The following is a 17451-nucleotide window of genomic DNA, read 5'->3' as shown; positions in this document are numbered from 1 at the left end:
CCGTGCGTGATTTCGTTTGTCCGAACTGTGGCCAGCAGCTGGCTTTCGAGAACTCTGTCTGCCTGTCGTGCCGCAGCGCACTGGGTTTCAGCCTGGGGGAACGGGCGCTGGTGGTGATCGGTGACCCGCCGAGCGACGAGGCGATCGACCACGTGGCCGGCGTCGTCGACAGCGATCGCTTCCGCCTGTGCGACAACCTGCATGTGGCGCAGTGCAATTGGCTGGTCGACGGTGACGCGTCCGGTCCCGGCCTGTGCGTGTCGTGCAAGCTCACCAGGACCAGGCCCAACGACACCGATACCGACGGCCTCGCCGCGTTCGCCGAGGCCGAGACGGCCAAACGGCGATTGATCTTCGAGCTGGTCGAGCTCGGGCTGCCGATCGTCGGCCGCGACGAGGATCCCGAACACGGGCTGGCCTTCGATCTGCTGTCCAGCCGGACCGACGGCGTGCTCACCGGCCATATGGACGGCGTGGTCACCCTCGACCTGGCCGAGGCCGACGACCCGCACCGCGAGCAGTTGCGCATCGAGATGGCCGAGCCGTACCGCACGTTGCTCGGCCACTTCCGGCACGAGACCGGGCACTACTACTTCTCCGTGCTCGTCGCCGACGACGCTGCCCTGCAACGCTTTCGCGACCTGTTCGGCGATCCCTTCGCCGACTACCAGGCGGCACTGGACCGCCACTATTCCCAGGGTGCGCCCAGCGGCTGGAAACGCGACCACGTCTCCTCCTACGCCACGATGCACGCCGCCGAGGACTGGGCCGAGACCTTCGCCCACTACCTGCACATCCGCGACACCCTCGACACGGCGGCCGCTTTCGGACTCGCCCCGGCGGGCGCGACGCTGGACCGCCCACAGATCGGCCGCGCCGGGTTCGACAAGATCATCGAGCTCTGGCTGCCGCTGACCTGGTCGCTGAACATGGTCAACCGCTCGATGGGCCGCGACGACCTGTACCCCTTCGTGTTGCCGGAGCGGGTGCTGGAGAAGATGCGCTTCGTCCACGATCTGTGCACCGGCAGTCATGCCGCCGCTCCGGAGGCTGTCGTCTCGACGGGGTAATACCTTGTCGATTTCGCTGCGACGAACGTCACAGCTGGCTACGCTGCGAGATTGAGACCGGAGCGTCTCAATCCGGTCGGTACCTCGACCCGGACTGCTCGACGAGAAGTGTGTGGCTATGAACTCTCCACTGGTATCAGTCGGTCTGCCGTTGGCGCTGGCGGTGATCATGTTCGGCCTCGGGCTCTCGCTCACCGGCGCCGACTTCGCCCGCATCGCGAAGACGCCGCGCATCGTCGCCATCGCGCTGGTCTGCCAATTGCTGGTGCTACCGGTGGTCGCGTTCGGCCTGGTGCTGCTGTTCGACCTGACGCCGATTCTGGCGGTCGGCATGATGCTGCTCGCCGCCTCGCCCGGCGGGACGACAGCGAACCTGTTCAGCCACCTCTTCCGTGGTGACGTGGCGCTGAATGTGTCGCTGACCGCGGTCAATTCGATCATCGCGGTCGTCACCGTGCCGCTGGTGACCAACTTCGCCATCGGCTACTTCGAGCCGAGCGGCGAGGACGGTTCCGTCGGTTTGCAGCTGAGCAAGGTGATCCAGGTGTTCGCCATCGTGCTGGTTCCGGTCGGCCTGGGCATGCTGGTGCGCCGCTGGTCGGCGGAGTTCGCGGACCGGATGGACAAGCCGGTCCGCATCGGGTCGGCGATCACCTTGCTGCTGGTGATCGTCGGCACCATCGTCAGCGAGCGGGAGACCCTGACCGACTCGCTCGCCGACGTCGGCGCCATCACCGTCGTGTTCTGCCTGATCAGCCTGTCGGTCGGCTACTACCTGCCGCGCCTGCTCGGCGTCGCCGACCGCCAGGCCATCGCCTGCTCGTTCGAGGTCGGGATCCACAACAGCACCATCGCCATCACCATCGCGATCAGCGTGCTCGACAGCACCGAGCTGGCCGTTCCCGCAGCGGTCTACGGCGTGCTGATGTTCCCGCTCGCCGCGCTCGTCGGCTGGCTCATCACCCGTCGGCAGGTGAGCGTCGCCGTCTAGATCAGGCGTGGGCCGCGTAGATGTGGCGAGCCAATTCGTCTCGGAGGGCGCTGAACTCGGGGTCGGCACGGATCGTGGCGAAGTCGGCGCCCGCCTCGAAGGTGGGCGTGACGTCGTGCACGATCCGGCCGGGCTCGGTGCCCATCACCAGGATTCGGGTCCCGAGGAGGATGGCTTCCTCGATGCCGTGGGTGACGAACAGCACCGTCTTGCGGCGATCGCGCCACAGGGTGAGCAGTTCGCGCTGGAGTCGTTCCCTGGTCAACGCGTCGAGGGCGCCGAAGGGCTCGTCCATGAGCACGATGCCGGGATCGTTGATCAGCACGCGGGCGATCTGCGCGCGCTGCTGCTGGCCGCCGGAGAGCTCGTAGGGCTTGCGGTCGCCGAGCTGGTCGAGTCCGACCAGCTCCAGCAGCCGCTGCGCGTCGGCCCGCCGCGTCTGCTTCGACACCCCACGGACTTTCGGACCGAACTCGACATTGCCGCGGACCGAGAGCCAGGGGTAGAGGTTGGCCTGCTGGAAGACCACGCCGCGGTCGGGATCGGGTCCGTCGACCACCCGATCGCCGACCCGCACCGCACCCGAGGTCGGTGGGAGGAATCCGGCGAGGATGTTGAGCAGGGTGGACTTGCCGCAGCCGGAAGGGCCGATGACGCAGACGAATTCGCCGGGTTCGATGGTGAGGTCGGTCGGCGCGAGCACCACGACGTCGCCGTCGGGACCGGGGTAGCTCTTGCTCACCCCGGTCAACGTCACCCGCTCGGCATCGGCGGCCACCGGCCCCGCGGTCACGAGCCCGCGCCCGCCGCGGCAGTGGCGGAGATGCCGTCGCGGTACTGCTGATCGGTGCCGACCGCGGCGATGCCGCCCTGGCTCAACAGGAATCGCGCGGTACCGGCGAGGTCCGCGCCGAAGCCGCCACCCAGGTACTTCGCGCCTGCCTGCTCGGCGGCGGGCAGGTACTGGTAGCCCGCCAGCTGCGGAACGACCTTGTCGGGGGCGATACCGAGCTGCGCGCCGATCGACACCGCGGCCTCGGCCTGCTGGTTCTTCAGCTGACCGACGGCGTAGTCCTGCACCTTGGCCCAGGTCTTCGCGAACGCGGCGTTGTCGGCGAGGAATTTCTTGTCGGCGATCGCGACGTCGAAGGTCGGCGCACCGCCCGCCGCGGTCTCGGCACTACTGGTGAGCACGGTGCCGCCCGCCGCGGTGAGCTTGGACAGCGTCGGGTCCCAGACCCAGGCGGCATCGATCTGATTGCCTTGCCACGCACCGGGAATCGCATCGGGAGCGAGGTTGATCAGCTCCACCTTGCCGGTGAGTCCGGCCTTGTCGAGCGCGGCGAGCAAGCTGTAGTGGGAGGTGGAGCCGAAGGGCGTGGCGACCTTCCTGCCCGCCAACCCGGCCAAGCTGGTGATCGACTTGTCCCGCACGACAAGCGATTCCGAGGTGCCGATCACATCGTGGATCCACACCACCTGCACGGGCAGGTTCAGCGGTGCGGACAGCGCCTTGGTCGCCGGGCTCGAACCGAGCGTGCCGATATCGAGTCCGCCCGCGCCGAAGGCCTGCACCACATCGGCGCCGGAGGAGAACTGGCTCCAGGTGATCTTCGCGTTCGGCAGGCACGCCTGCAGCAGGTTGCGGTCCTTCACCACCAGATCGCCGTTGGGGATGGCTTGGAAGCCGAGGCGAACGGTGCTGGTAACGCTCGGATCGGCGGCGAACGGGCAGCTCGCGGCCGCGCCGGTGTCCTCGCGCCCCGATTCCACGCAGCCCGCGGTGACAGCGACAACGGCGGAGAATGCGGCCGAGGTCGCGACGACCCTGCGCAGTGCGGTTTTCATACTTTGCCTTTCCAGGGAACAGCTCGGGCGCCGATGAACACGATCACCGCGTCCAGCAGCATCGCCGCCACGCCGATCACGATGATGCAGGCGATGGTGAGCGGCGTATTCAGTTGCGTGCCCGCGATATACGCGAGTCCGCCGATGCCGGGGATGCCGTTGTTGAGTTCGGCGGCCACGACCGTGGTCCAGGCGAAAGCCGTCGCGATGCGGATACCGCTGATCACGTTGGGCAGGGTCGCGGGGAGTACGACGAGGGAAATGACCTGTGCGCGACCGGCACCCAGTGAGCGCGCCGCGTTGAGGTAGTCCTGTTTCACGCCCAGTACGCCGTCGAGCGTCGCGATGACGATCGGCGGGAACGCGGCGAGGAACAGCAGCCAGATCTTGGCGGTGTCGCCGATGCCGAACCACACGATGAGCAGACCGATGTAACCCAGCGGCGGCAGGGCGCGCAGAAAGTTCAGGATCGGCTCGGTGACCCACCGCACCGGCGCGACCATCCCCATCACGAACCCGACCAGCGGCCCGGCCACGATCGCCGCACCCACCCCGATCGCGATCCGCTGGAGGCTGGCCAGCAGGTGTTCCCACAGGTAGTAGTTCTGCTCGCCGACCACGAACCGATCCACGCCGTCGGCGATCCGATGCGTGGAATTGGCGCGCACGAAGGCATCCCACACCGCCTTCGGCGACGGCAGATACAGCGGGTCGACCAATCCGGCGGCCGTCACCACCGTCCAGCCGGCCAGCACGACGCCGAGCGCCACCACCGCGGCCAGCACCGAACCACCCCGCCGAGGTGCCTTCGCAGTGCTCGGTTTCGCACCGGCCGCTTCGTCGGCGTCCACGGTCGACACCACTGCGGTCACCTCGGCACTCCTCACCTCCGGTGCCGGGCGGATTCGTCCAGCACTGCGAAGGGAGACGCTATCGGCGCAGGTAGCGGTTACGGGAGGTTAAAAGTCGCGATGAGCGGAAGTCCGCGTGGCGGCGTCGATCCGCTGTCGGGTCAGGCGCGCAGGCGTTCCTTGCGGAGGCGATCGACCTCGGGAAGGTCGAGGGGAGCCAGGTCGGTGGCGGGGATACCGAGGGCCTTGGCGATGAGGAGGTCGGCCAGCTCGGGGTTGCGGGCGAGCGCGGGACCGTGCAGGTAGGTGCCGAAGACCGAGCCCTGGACCACGCCCTCGGTGCCGTCGCCCACGCCGTTGCCGACACCTCGGGTCACGCGGGCCAGCGGGGTGGCATCGGAGCCGAGAGTCGTGCCGCCCCGGTGGTTCTCGAAGCCGGTGAGAGGAGCTTTCAGGCCGGGAACCAGCGGCGTGGTGGTGACCTCGCCGATGGCGCGCACCTTCTGCGGCGAGGTGGTGACGTCGAAAAGGCTGACGCCGTCGACCTTTTCGCCCGCCGAGGTCTCGTACCAGTTGCCGAGCACCTGGATGGCGGCGCAGATCGCGAGCACCGGTGCGCCCTTGGCGGCGGCCTGCTGGAGGCCGGGGTACTTCTGCAGGTGGCGGGTGGCCAGGCGCTGCGCGGAGTCCTCGGCGCCGCCGAGGGTGTAGATGTCGAAGGAATCCGGGACGGGATCGGCGAGGGTGATGTCGATGATCTCGGCGTCGTAGCCCCGCATCCGCAGGCGCTGGCGCAGGACCAGGGCATTGCCGCCGTCGCCGTAGGTGCCCATCACGTCGGGCAGCACGAGGCCGATACGAAGGGTTGACTCGCTCACTTGCGGGCCTCCAGGTCACGGTTGAGATCGCGGAACGCGGTGTAGTTGGCCAGCACCTCGACATGTCCGGGGGGACAGGAGGCGATGGCGCGCACAGGATCCGGGATGAGCGTGTGCTCGACACCCGCGTAGGTGAGGCGCACGGCGAGATCGGTGGCGCGCTCGCCCGAGGCGACCACCTGCACGCCCTCGAAGTGCTCGAACCGCACGTCCCACAGCCACGACAGGTCCTCGCCGTCGGGCACCTGACCGTTCACCGCGATCACCAGACCGGCCGAGGCCGGGTCGATCATCGACAGCGCTTCCTGCCAGCCCGCGGGGTTCTTGGCCAGCAGCAACCGCGCGTCGTGGTCGCCGACGGTGACGGTGCGGTAGCGGCCCGCGATCTCGCGCACAGTGCCGGTGGCATCGGTGGCCTTCGCGGGCTCGGCGCCCATCGCGACCGCCGCGGCCACCGCCTGCGCGGCATTGCCGCGATTCGCGCGACCCGGCAGCGCCAGATGCAGCGGAGCGCGGAAACCGTCAGGGCCGCACAGGTCTTCGCCCTCGAGCCACCACACCGGCTGCGGGCGATGGAAATCGGCACCGGTCGAGCGCCAGTTCTCGCCCTCCCAGACGATCGGCTCGCCGCTGCGCGGACAACTCGTCGCGTCGACGGCCCAGCCGCTGCCCGCCGACACCCACACCACATTCGGGTGGTCGTAGGCGATGGAGGCCACCAGCACGTCGTCACAGTTGGCGATGACGACCGTGTCGGGATGACGCAGGAGCCCGGCACGCAGCTTGCGTTCGATCATGTTGATCTCGCCGACCCGGTCGAGCTGGTCGCGGCTGAGATTGAGCAGTACCACGGCGGCCGGATTCAGCGCGTCGCTCACGTGCGGCAGGTGCAGCTCGTCGACCTCGATCGCGGCCAGCGCCACACCCGGGTGCAGGCTGAGCGCGGCCACGATGCCCGCGTCCATATTGGCGCCGTCGGCCTGGGTGGCGACGTCGCCGAGCGTGCCGAGCGCGGCGGTCGTCATCCGGGTGGTGGTCGACTTACCGTTCGTGCCGGTGATCAGCACCGTTCGCCGACCGCGCCCGAGCTGCGTCATGATCGACGGATCGATCTTCAACGCGATCAGGCCGCCGATCATCGAACCCTTGCCGCGACCCGCCTTCTGCGAAGCCCACGACGCTGCCGCCGCTGCTCGCAAGGCCAAGCGCCCACGCACCGAGATGTCTGCCACGCCGCGAGTCTATGTGCGCGCCGTCCGGGCGCGCGTGCGGGAGCGGTGTGAGCTTGTCCGGGTCAGGTCGGTTCGTCGAAAAGGTTGGGCATGCCCTTGGCGTAGCGGTCGGCGTCGATGATGCGCAGCGGCTCCAGTTCGGGGGTGCGGCGCAGCCGGAAACCACGGCAGCGCGGCGCCGGCGAGCCCGCCACGTCGAGCAGCGCGTTCACCGCCGCACGGGCCGACTCGTTGGCGCCCTCCATGGTCGCCAGGTCCACATCGGTGCGCACGTAGTCACCGGCGAGGAAGAGATTCTCGATCGACCCGTGCGCCTCGGGGCGGGCATCCCACGAGCCGGCGGTATTGATGAGCAACGGGTCGGCATTCGCGTTGTGACTGCCCTGCCAGGTGATTCCCGGATCGAGAAACCAGGAATGCACATCGGCGGGCCGGAGCAATTGTTCACGATCGTTGAGATGGCTGCTCAACTGTGCCCAGACTTCGCGGAAGATCTCCTCGTGGGTGCACGCGGTGGCGGGTTTGCCGTACAGCATTCCCGGCGAATTCCAGTCGGAGATATCGATCGAAAGGCAATCGGCCACCGTGCCGTCGCCGAAGGACGGCAGTTTATCGGTCCACAGCTGATTCTGGCTGATCGAGGTGAGTGACCACGGCGAATCGACGTAGGCCGTGTGTCCGCGCGAAATATGCAGGGGCGCACGGAAATAGATCTGTATTCCGTTCATCCAGTCGACGAAGAGCCGCTCCGTCGCGGCGAGTTCGGGCGCCACGGCGAGTACCTGCGACGACCACAGTTTTCTCGCGTGTTCCACCGGCAGCGCCACCACGAAATAGTCGGCGTCGACGGTGCGCGCGCCCGTGGCGTCGGTGATCCGCGCCGCCCGGATCCGCCGGTCGCGCACCTCGAGTTCGCTGACCCGTGCGCCGAGTTCGAAACGCACGCCCAGCTCACGCAGGTGCCGCACCCACGGATCGATCCAGGCGGCGTTGGTCGTGTTGTTGAGCACGCGGTCGAGGCCGCCGTCGTTGCCGAGGCCGAGCGGGTTGCCGAGGAACTGTTCGCCCATGCTGCCGATGGTGCGGGTGCTGGCCAGGTTCTCCTTGGCGGCGACCATGATCGATGTCAGCGACCGGGACACGACCGCGCGGAACTCGTGCGACCGTTCGTGCCCGTGCACGAAGTCGTACCAGGAGGTGTGCTCCCACTGGCCGAAACGGCGGGCATCGCAGCTGGTGTTGAACACCATCAGCCGATTGGCGAAGAACAGGCCTTCCGCCGCCGACATCTTGGCGGTCGTGGCGATGGTGCCGGCCAGGGTTTCGCGGATCGAATCCGGCGTCGCCTGCGCGGCGGTGAAGCTGTCGGGCAGGGCAAGGGTGATGTCGTCGCTGTCACGGCGGGAGAACCGGGCCTCCGGCACGGCGATGAGGTTGTTCCACACACCGTCGGGATTGCCCGGATGCGGAATGCGGCGCATCGTGTCGGGCAGGTTCTGATAGAAGCCGGGGAAGAAACGGAACCCGTGCTCGCCGGGCAGATCGGGTCTGCCGTCGCGGCCGGTACCCGGCACCCCCACGCTGCGGGCCTTGCCGCCCAGCGCGCGTGCCTCGTACACGGTGACCTCGAACCCGCGCTCGGCCAGTTCGTGCGCGGCCGTGAGCCCGGCGACACCGCCGCCCAGAACCGCTACCCGGCGCCCCGGCGGCGCGGCGAATCCCGGCGCTCCCGCCACGGCCCCCGCCGCTATCACCCCCGCTGCGACCGTGCCACGAAGAAGGTTCCTTCGCGAAACGGGCCACCGCTGTTCCGCCATACGCTGTTCAGCTGCCTTGCTCGAGTATTGCCTGGGATTTGCTACCACTCTAGAGCGCGGCGAAGACCTGGCTGTATCGACCTGTGCGTCGTTCGCGAGCTCAAAACCGACCGGTCGCACGGAAACACATCGGGCGACCGGTCACATGCTAGCCAGAGCTCGAGCGGTCGTGGGCTGAATTCGGGTTCAGGCTCGGGCCAATTCGGGGGTGGGGGCGGGCGATGGCGCCTTCGGGAGGCCCAGGCCGGTGGTTGCCGCGAAGGCGCCCGCGATCACGATCGCCCCGCCGATCAGCGCGGCCACCGACGGCTGTTCGTCGAGGACCACCCACGCCGCCGCGATGCCGACGACCGGCACGAGCAGCGACAACGGCGCCACGGTGCCCGCCGGATAGCGGCTCATCAGATAGGTCCACAGGCCCGAACCGCACACGGTCGCGAGGACGGCGATGTAGGCGACGGCGCCGAGTGCGGGCAGTCCGTCGGCGGAGAACGCGGCGCCGACCGCGCGGAAACCGGTGCCAGGCCCCTCGACAGCCATCGACAGCGCCAGCATCGGCACGACGGGAACCACCGACATCCACAGCGTCAGGTGCAGGGGGTTGTAGCCGGGGGAGTCGGCCCCGGCCTGACGGGCGCCGATATTGCCGAACGCCCAGCCCAGGCCGCCCGCCAACGTCAGCAGGACCGGCAGCAGGGTGGCGTTGGCCAAGCGGTCGGCGCCGATGATGACCATGCCGAACACGGCCACCGCGAGTCCGGCGACCTGCACCGGCCGCAAGCGCTCGCGCAACAGCACCGCGCCCAGCATCACCGTGAACGGCGCCGAGGACTGCAGTACCAGTGAGGCGAGGCCGGTCGGCATGCCGGTGCGCATCGCCGTGAACAGGAACGCGAACTGCAGAATGCCGAAGCCGGTGCCGTAGAGCAGCAGCCAGCGGGTGCGCACGGCCGGACGTGGAATGAAGATCAGCACGGGGATCGCGATGACGGCGAAGCGCAGCGCGACGAAGAAAAAGGGCGGGAAGTGGTCGAGGCCGATGCGGATGGCCAGGAAGTTCAGGCCCCAGAGCACAACGACGGTCAGTCCGAGCAGGCGATCACGGGAGGTCACGCCCTTATCGTGCGGGCCGCTAAAGATCAGCACAATCGAATAAATGTGGATGGATAACGTAGTTTTACTTCATGTTCTCGATTGAGCGACTGCGCATTCTGCGCGAGCTGGCCGACCGCGGCACGGTCGCCGCCGTCGCCGAGGTGCTGTCGATGACCCCGTCGGCGGTCTCGCAGCAGTTGAAGGTGCTGGCCAGAGAGGCCGGGGTCGCGCTGCTCGAACCGGACGGACGCCGGGTGCGGCTCACCGACGCGGGGCAGGCGCTGGTGCTCCGGGCCGACGACGTGCTCGCCGCGATGGACCGGGCCACCGCCGAGATGGCCCACTACCGGGGCTCACCGCGGGGTCAGGTGCGGGTGGCGTCGTTCCCGTCCGGTGCGGCACTGCTGTTGCCGCTCGTGCTCGCCACGCTGGCCACCAGCGGGGTCGAACTGGTCGCGGGCGACGAGGACCTCCCGCCGAGTGAGGCGTCGAAACTGCTGGCCGACTACGACATCGTGCTCACCCATCGCGACGAACGCGCGCCGTCGCTGGCCGGGCCGAGATTGTCGGCGCGAGTGCTGATGCGTGAGCCGATCGATGTCGTTGTCGCACCGGATCATCCGCTGGCCGGGCGTTCGTCGGTGCGCCCGGAAGAACTCGCCGAGGAGACCTGGGTGAGCGTGCGCGGCGGGTTCCCGGTCGACGACGTGCTCGAGTCCATCGCCACGGTCACCGGGGTACGGCCACGGATCGCGCAGCGGCTCAACGAGTTCCGGGTGATCGAAACGCTCGTGGTCTCCGGCTACGGCGTCGCGCTGATGCCGCGCTACGCCGTAGCCCACCCCGACTTGTCGGTGCTACCGCTGGCCGGGGTCCGCGCGGCCAGGGTCTACGAGATCATCACCCGCCCGCAGGCGCACCGCAGCCCCGCCATCGCGACGGTGCTCGACGCGTTCGAGGCCGCGGCGCGCGAGGTGATCGCGCGCTGACGGTGCTACCTCAGAACTGACCCGGCTGGTACTGCTGACCCGGGTAGGGCTGGCCCGGCTGATACGGCTGCTGCTGCTGGTGCTGCTGACCGTGGTAGCTGAAGTCGTCGGCGACCATCGCGGCCAGTTCGAGCAGGGCCCGCCTGGTCGGCTTGCTGACCAGTTCGAGGTCGATCTCGGCGCCCTCGGCCAGGTGATCGTCGAACGGGACGATCTGCACGGCGCGGGTGCGGTCGAGGAACAGCTTGCGCAGCTGATCCAGGTCGACCGTGGAAGCGCCACGGCGAGAAGCGTTCACGACGACGACGGTGCGTTCGACCAGCTTGGAGTAGCCGTGGTGATCGAGCCAGTCCAGCGTCGCCGACGCGCTGCGCGCACCGTCGATCGCGGGGGAGGTGACCAGCACCAGCGAGCTCGCCATGTCCAGCACGCCCGACATCGCCGAGTGCATCAGGCCGGTGCCGCAGTCGGTGAGGATGATGTTGTAGAACGACTGCAGGATGCCGATGGCCTTGCGGTAGTCGGCCTCGCTGAAGGCCTCCGACACGGCCGGATCCTGTTCGGAGGCAAGCACTTCCAGTCGGCTCGGGGCCTGCGAGGTGTGTGCGCGGACATCCGAGTAGCGGGTGATCTGCTGGTCTTCGAGCAGATTGCGCACCGTCGAACGGGTCTGGCGCGGTACCCGGTGGGCGAGCGTGCCCAGGTCGGGGTTGGCATCGATGGCGATGACGCGGTCACCACGCTGGGACGCGAAGGTGGAGCCGAGACCGACCGTGGTGGTGGTCTTGCCGACACCGCCCTTGAGCGAGAGGATCGCGATCCGGTAGTCGCCGCGCACGGGCTGGTTGACCCGTTCGCCGAGATCGCGGTAGACGACATCCGCCGCCGACTCACCCGGATTGATCACACCGCCGGACACCTTGTGCACAGCCTTGCGCCACCCGCTGCGCGGCGACTTCCGCGCGCGCTTGAGCAGGTTCAGGTCGTTCACCGAATGGCCGGGCTGGCCCGGTGCCTGCATGTGCTGCGGCTGGAACGGCTGCTGCTGCTGGGGAGCCGGGCCGCCGCCCCACTGCTGACCCGGCGGGGGACCAGGCTGGCCGAGCTGGCCGGGGAACTGCCCGTGCTGACCGGGGAACTGTCCCTGATCGGGATGCTGGCCGGGGAACTGCCCCGGCTGTTCCGGCTGCTGACCGGGCGGCATCCCACCCTGCATCGGCTGCTGGTACATCGGCGGCGGCGGAGGCGCCCAGCTGTAGATGGGCTCGGACTGCGGGCCCTGCTCCTGGGCGGGGAACTGCTGCTGCTGTTCGGGACCGGGGTACGGCTGACCCTCCGCGCCGGGGTACTGCGGCGGCACGCCGGGCTGCGGCTGCTCGCCCGTCGCGTGCGGACCGGGGTAAGGCTGTTCGGCGCTCGGCTGACCAGGAAGCCACGGCTGCTCGCCCGGCTGACCCGGCCACGGCTGCTGCTCGGGGCCGTTCACCGGCGGCTGCCCGCCGTTGTTCTGGTACGGATCCGGCACCGAGTACGGCGCGCCCTGCGCGAACTGGCCCGGCGGCGCGAAACCGGCGGGCTGGTACACGGTCTGGTCGGCGAGGCCGGCCGCGCCGGGCTCGGCGACGGGCTGGTCACCGGTCGACGGCTCGACGGCGTCACCGGTCGGCTCGGCAGCGGTGTCGGCGGGCTCGATGTCGTCCTCGGTCGCGGTCTGCACACCGGAGGGACCGGACGCAGCTTCGGACACGTCAGCCGACGGACTCTGCAGCCACGGCGGCGAGGTCGGATTATGGTCGTTGTTGGTCACAGTTCCCCCACTTGCTCGCTGAACGAGCAGGAAAGCTCGGCGCTGAATATGCCCTAAAACGCTAACACGGAGGCAATTTTCGCGCGTCGGGGGCAGTAACTCCCATGCCCCAGAGCGAATTCGAATGCTCCCAGCTCAACCGGTATATCCGGAACGAGGCCGACCGGGCGAACCGAAGTTGTCCACAGGCCCGAGAATCTATCCACAGGCACAAAAGCGGCCGGGACCTCAGGTCCCGGCCGCCATAGAGCGAGCTACTGCGCCGCGCGGTTCACGGCCGAGACGACGGCTCGCAGCGAGGCGGTGGTGATCGAGGTGGCGATGCCGACGCCCCAGACGACCTTGTCGCCGATGGCTACCTCGACGTAAGCCGCGGCCTGGGCGTCGTCGCCCGCGGACATGGCGTGCTCGCTGTAGTCGAGGACGCGGACCTCGAAGCCCACGGTCGCGATCGCGTCGACGAACGCCGCCAGCGGGCCGTTGCCGGAACCGCTGATCTCCTGCTCGACGCCGTCGACCTTCACGGTGGCCACGATCGAGTCGACGCCGCCGTCGGTCTCGGCCGCGGTGACCTTCTGCTTGATCCGCTCGAGCGGCAGGATCGGGTTCAGGTACTCGGTGGCGAAGACGTCCCACATCTCCTTGGGCGTCACCTCGCCGCCCTCACCGTCGGTGATCGCCTGGATCGCCTGCGAGAACTCGATCTGCAGGCGACGCGGCAGCACCAGACCGTGATCGGTCTTCATGATGTAGGCCACGCCGCCCTTGCCCGACTGCGAGTTCACCCGGATCACGGCCTCGTAGGTGCGGCCGACATCCTTCGGGTCGATCGGCAGGTACGGGACCTCCCAGACGATGTCGGCCACATCGGCGCCCTGGGCGTCGGCGGCGGCCTTCATCGCGTCCAGGCCCTTGTTGATCGCGTCCTGGTGGCTGCCGGAGAAGGCGGTGTAGACCAGATCGCCGCCGTAGGGGTGACGCTCGGCGACGGCCAGCTGGTTGCAGTACTCCACCGTGCGACGGACCTCGTCGATATCGGAGAAGTTGATCTGCGGGTCGATGCCGCGCGAGAACATGTTCATGCCCAGGGTGACCAGGCAGACGTTGCCGGTGCGCTCACCGTTGCCGAACAGGCAGCCCTCGATGCGGTCGGCGCCGGCCTGGTAACCCAGCTCGGCGGCCGCGACGGCGGTGCCACGGTCGTTGTGCGGGTGCAGCGACAGCACGATCGAGTCGCGGCGGGCCAGGTTGCGGTGCATCCACTCGATCGAGTCGGCGTACACGTTCGGCGTGGCCATCTCGACGGTCGCGGGCAGGTTGATGATCAGCGGCTTGGCCGGGGTCGGCGCGATGATCTCGGAGACCGCGTCGCAGACCTCGCGGGCGTAGTCGAGCTCGGTGCCGGTGTAGGACTCCGGGCTGTACTCGTAGCGCCACTCGGTGTCGGGGTAGCGCTTCTCGATCTCCAGGCACAGCTTCGCGGCATCGGTGGCGATCTTCTTCACCGCGTCGCGCTCGGCGCGGAAGACCACGCGACGCTGCAGGATCGAGGTGGAGTTGTAGAAGTGCACGATCACGTTCGGTGCGCCCGCGCAGGCCTGGAAGGTGCGCTCGATCAGCTCGGGGCGGCACTGGGTGAGGACCTGGATGGTGACGTCGGCGGGGACCGCGCCGTCTTCGATGATCTCGCGGACGAAATCGAAGTCGGTCTGGCTCGCGGCCGGGAAACCGACCTCGATCTCCTTGTAGCCCATCCGCACCAGCAGGTCGAACATGCGGCGCTTGCGGGCCGGGCTCATCGGGTCGATCAGGGCCTGGTTGCCGTCGCGCAGGTCGACGGCGCACCACGCGGGGGCGCGATCGATGATCTTGTCCGGCCAGGTGCGGTCGGGCACCGTGATCGGCTCGACCTCTTCGGCGAAGGGGCGATACCGGAACGACGGCATCGAGGAGTTCTTCTGGGTGTTCCAGGCGGGCTGGTCGGCCGGTGCGGGTTTGCCGGGGGCCGAAATGGTGCGCGAAGCGGATACGAATGCGTCAGCCGAGGACATGCAAGTTTCTCCGTGGGTGTGATGGATTCCCGTGAATGGGAGCGGGTCGACCGGCGCGTTGGAACCCCGCGACGGGAGCCGGTCCGTATCAGGACCCGTCGCGGCGGCCGAGAAGAAGAGCCCGCTGCAGCATGATCCTCCGAGCTTACCGCGTGCCCACCCTTGCTCGTAAGCGACCCGGGCCAATTAGGTGAACCGAGTCCGCTGGCTTTCGCTCACCGGTTGACCAGTACGGTTTCCCCCATAACGCACGCTTGTACGGACCTTCGCGTCCGACGAGACGTACCAAAGGAATTCGCATGACTTGGTTACAACAGGTGGCCATCTTCGCCGCGGGCATCGCGGCGGGTGGCATCAATACGATCGTCGGATCGGGCACGCTGATCACCTTTCCCACGCTGCTCGCGTTCGGGTTGCCGCCGGTGACAGCGAATGTGTCGAACACGATCGGTCTAGTCCCCGGCTCGGTGAGCGGGGTGATCGGCTATCGGCGGGAACTGGAGGGGCAGCGGTCCCGACTGCTGCAGCTGGGCACCGCGTCGCTGCTGGGCGGCATCACCGGCGCGATCCTGCTGCTGACGATGCCCGCGGAGGCGTTCAAGGCGATCGTCCCTGTCCTCATCATCGTGGCGCTGATCCTGGTCGTCGTGCAGCCGCGACTGGCCGCGTGGGTGAAGCAGCGCAGGGCGAACGGTGCGTCGGCGGCGCCGGAACACGGCGGCCCGATTCTGCTGGTCGCGGTCTTCGCCACCGGCATCTACGGCGGCTACTTCGGGGCCGCCCAGGGTGTGCTGCTGATCGGTCTGCTCGGGGTGTTCGTGCACGAGGACATCCAGCGGCTCAACGGCGTGAAGAACGTGCTCGCGCTGATCGTCAACGGGGTGTCGGCGGTGATCTTCATCGCGATCGCGGAGGTGGACTGGCAGGTGGTCGCGTTGATCGCGGTCGGCTCGATCATCGGCGGGCAGCTCGGCGCGAAGGTCGGGCGGAAGTTACCGCCGAATGCGCTCAGAGGGGTGATCGTGGTTGTAGGCACGATCGCGGTGATCCGCCTGCTCACCAGCTGAGGTCCCACCCCGCACCACGCGTCGCCATGACATGTGACAAATACCCGTACGACCGGGCGATTGTCCGGTTTGCAAGGTATTCTTCGCGTCGGCCATGCGTGATGAGGGAGGTGGCCTGGTGCACAGACGTGCCTTTTTCAAGGCGGCGGGACTGGCGGCTGTTGCCGGTGCTGTGGGAACGACGCTGGCGAGCGTGCCCGCTTCGGCGGATCCGCGCGAGGCGATGTTCCAGTCCTGGGTGCCGGAGATCTTCGCGCCGATTCCGGACGCACCCGCCCACACGCAGGCCATCGTCATCGGATCCGGCTTCGGCGCCGCCGTGACGGCGCTGCGCCTGGCCGAGGCCGGGATCGCCAACACCGTGCTCGAGCGCGGTTCACACTGGCCCAACGACCCGTGGCGTGAGATCTTCACCGGCGACGATCTGCCCGACGGCCGCGGGTTCTGGCATCGCACCAGCTTCACCGGCGTCACCAAGGTGCCGATGAGTTTCAGCGCGTTCGGCGGGGTGCTGGATGTGACCGAATATTCCGGGCTCGACGTGTGGCGCGCCGCCGCGGTCGGCGGCGGTTCGGTGATCTTCAGCGGAGCGATGGTGGCTCCGCAACGCACACTGTTCGACCAGGTCTTCGGTGGCGTCGTCGATTACGGCGAGCTGGAAAGCGTCTACTACCCGCGGGTGCGCCAGATGCTGCGGCTCGACACGATGCCGGCCGACATCTACAACTCCTCGCCGTTCGCGCACTCGCGCGCCTGGGACGACCAGGTGCGCGCGGCCGGATACCAGCCGCTGCCCAACGACTCGATCTTCACCTGGGACGTGCTGCGCAGCGAGCTCGCGGGCACCTCCCGTGCCTCCGCCACCACGGCCCGCTCGAACCTCGGCAACTCCAACGGCGCCAAGTTCGACCTCAACCAGAACTACCTGCGCTACGCCCGCGAGACCGGCAAGTCCCAGGTGTTCCCCGGCCACCGCGTCGACGCCATCGCCCAGGAGGCGAGCGGCCGGTTCGTGGTGGCCGTATCGAAGCTGGCTCCGACCGGTCAGGTGCTGAGCACCCGCAACCTGACGTGCGACAAGCTGTTCCTCGGCGCGGGCTCCATCGGTACTTCGGAGCTGCTGGTCCGCGCCCAGGCCACCGGCACGCTGCCCAACCTCAACGAGCACATCGGCGACGGCTTCGGCACCAACGGTGACGTGGTGCTGGCCCGCGGCGCGAGCGCTATCGCGGGCCAGGGCCAAGGTGTGCCGAGCGCCAGCCGGATCCACGACGAATCCAACGTGCCCCTCACCCTGGAGAACTGGTACATCCCCGGTATCCCGTTCGAGACCGGCGCGCTGGCCTCGCTCGGCATGGTCCTCGACCCGACCCGTGCCCGTTTCGGCTATCACACGGCGTCGGGCGGCGTCGGCCTGAACTGGTCGACGGCCACGCAGCACGCGGTCGCCGCGGCGGCTCGCGTGGTCGACCACCGGATCGCCGAGCGCGCGGGCGCGGTCGCCGAATACGGCGCGCTGGGCTACGACGCCAACGCCCAGTTCACCGCGCACCCGCTCGGCGGCGCGGTCCTCGGCAAAGCCACCGACGCCTTCGGCCGCGTCCACGGACACCCCGGCCTCTATGTGATGGACGGTGCCGCGATTCCCGGCAGCACCGCGACGGTCAACCCGTCCCTGACCATCACCGCACTGGCGGAACGCAACATCGAGGCCGTCCTGCGCGGCTGAACACGCCACCGACCGGCGTCGGCAAC

The 17451-nt window shown here is 68.5% G+C and carries 14 protein-coding genes; 5 read left to right on the top strand and 9 right to left on the bottom strand.

Annotation, left to right across the window (positions count from 1 at the left end; all coding sequences use genetic code 11):
• Nucleotides 1–2 precede the first annotated feature (2 nt).
• Nucleotides 3–1070, top strand: coding sequence for a putative zinc-binding metallopeptidase (locus ACFQ9R_RS27490; RefSeq protein WP_378994383.1), 1068 nt, complete (start codon nt 3–5; stop codon nt 1068–1070).
• A 118-nt stretch (nt 1071–1188) separates the two neighbouring features.
• Entirely contained in the window at nt 1189–2061 is an 873-nt protein-coding gene (locus tag ACFQ9R_RS27485; RefSeq protein ID WP_378994381.1) for a bile acid:sodium symporter family protein, read from the top strand.
• 1 nt (nt 2062) lies between these two features.
• Here the strand turns inward: ACFQ9R_RS27485 and ACFQ9R_RS27480 are convergent, their stop codons facing one another.
• From ACFQ9R_RS27480 to ACFQ9R_RS27450, 7 genes are all read right to left on the bottom strand, one after another.
• On the bottom strand, nt 2063–2854 hold the full coding sequence (locus ACFQ9R_RS27480) for an ABC transporter ATP-binding protein (RefSeq protein ID WP_328658596.1): 792 nt from the start codon (nt 2852–2854) through the stop codon (nt 2063–2065).
• Complete coding sequence (locus tag ACFQ9R_RS27475; RefSeq protein WP_378994378.1) at nt 2851–3909, bottom strand: ABC transporter substrate-binding protein; 1059 nt, start codon at nt 3907–3909, stop codon at nt 2851–2853. The genes ACFQ9R_RS27480 and ACFQ9R_RS27475 overlap by 4 nt, the downstream gene beginning before the upstream one ends.
• The gene (locus ACFQ9R_RS27470; RefSeq protein WP_378994500.1) at nt 3906–4772 is read right to left on the bottom strand and encodes an ABC transporter permease; all 867 of its coding nucleotides are present in this window, start codon (nt 4770–4772) and stop codon (nt 3906–3908) included. Before ACFQ9R_RS27470 ends, ACFQ9R_RS27475 begins: the two co-directional genes overlap by 4 nt.
• Nucleotides 4773–4921: 149 nt before the next feature.
• Nucleotides 4922–5638: a type 1 glutamine amidotransferase gene (locus ACFQ9R_RS27465; protein ID WP_378660960.1), complete on the bottom strand. Its 717-nt coding sequence runs from the start codon at nt 5636–5638 to the stop codon at nt 4922–4924.
• Complete coding sequence (locus ACFQ9R_RS27460) at nt 5635–6870, bottom strand: MurT ligase domain-containing protein (protein WP_378994375.1); 1236 nt, start codon at nt 6868–6870, stop codon at nt 5635–5637. Before ACFQ9R_RS27460 ends, ACFQ9R_RS27465 begins: the two co-directional genes overlap by 4 nt.
• A 62-nt stretch (nt 6871–6932) precedes the next feature.
• Nucleotides 6933–8687 (bottom strand): FAD-dependent oxidoreductase, encoded by a 1755-nt coding sequence (locus tag ACFQ9R_RS27455; RefSeq protein WP_378994372.1) that lies wholly within the window; start codon nt 8685–8687, stop codon nt 6933–6935.
• Between the two features lie 186 nt (nt 8688–8873).
• Nucleotides 8874–9800, bottom strand: a complete 927-nt coding sequence (locus ACFQ9R_RS27450; protein WP_378994370.1) for an EamA family transporter — start codon at nt 9798–9800, stop codon at nt 8874–8876.
• Nucleotides 9801–9871: 71 nt separating this feature from the next.
• Here ACFQ9R_RS27450 and ACFQ9R_RS27445 point away from each other — a divergent pair, with 71 nt between their 5' ends.
• On the top strand, nt 9872–10771 hold the full coding sequence (locus ACFQ9R_RS27445) for a LysR family transcriptional regulator (RefSeq protein WP_378994368.1): 900 nt from the start codon (nt 9872–9874) through the stop codon (nt 10769–10771).
• 10 nt (nt 10772–10781) lie between these two features.
• On the opposite strand, the gene ACFQ9R_RS27440 is transcribed toward ACFQ9R_RS27445, so the two are convergent.
• Complete coding sequence (locus ACFQ9R_RS27440) at nt 10782–12518, bottom strand: AAA family ATPase (RefSeq protein ID WP_378994366.1); 1737 nt, start codon at nt 12516–12518, stop codon at nt 10782–10784.
• A gap of 314 nt (nt 12519–12832) precedes the next feature.
• On the bottom strand, nt 12833–14629 hold the full coding sequence (gene leuA / locus ACFQ9R_RS27435) for a 2-isopropylmalate synthase (RefSeq protein ID WP_378994364.1): 1797 nt from the start codon (nt 14627–14629) through the stop codon (nt 12833–12835).
• Between the two features lie 299 nt (nt 14630–14928).
• On the opposite strand from leuA, the gene ACFQ9R_RS27430 reads away from it, so the two are divergent.
• Both ACFQ9R_RS27430 and ACFQ9R_RS27425 read left to right on the top strand, forming a co-directional pair.
• The gene (locus ACFQ9R_RS27430; protein WP_378994362.1) at nt 14929–15696 is read left to right on the top strand and encodes a sulfite exporter TauE/SafE family protein; all 768 of its coding nucleotides are present in this window, start codon (nt 14929–14931) and stop codon (nt 15694–15696) included.
• 118 nt (nt 15697–15814) lie between these two features.
• Nucleotides 15815–17425, top strand: coding sequence for a GMC oxidoreductase (locus ACFQ9R_RS27425; protein WP_378994360.1), 1611 nt, complete (start codon nt 15815–15817; stop codon nt 17423–17425).
• Nucleotides 17426–17451 lie beyond the last annotated feature (26 nt).

The organism is Nocardia sp. NPDC056541 (genome assembly GCF_042794235.1).
Classification (GTDB): domain Bacteria; phylum Actinomycetota; class Actinomycetes; order Mycobacteriales; family Mycobacteriaceae; genus Nocardia.
Note: the sequence above shows the minus strand (reverse complement) of the source record. Positions and strands in the feature narration are given on the sequence as shown.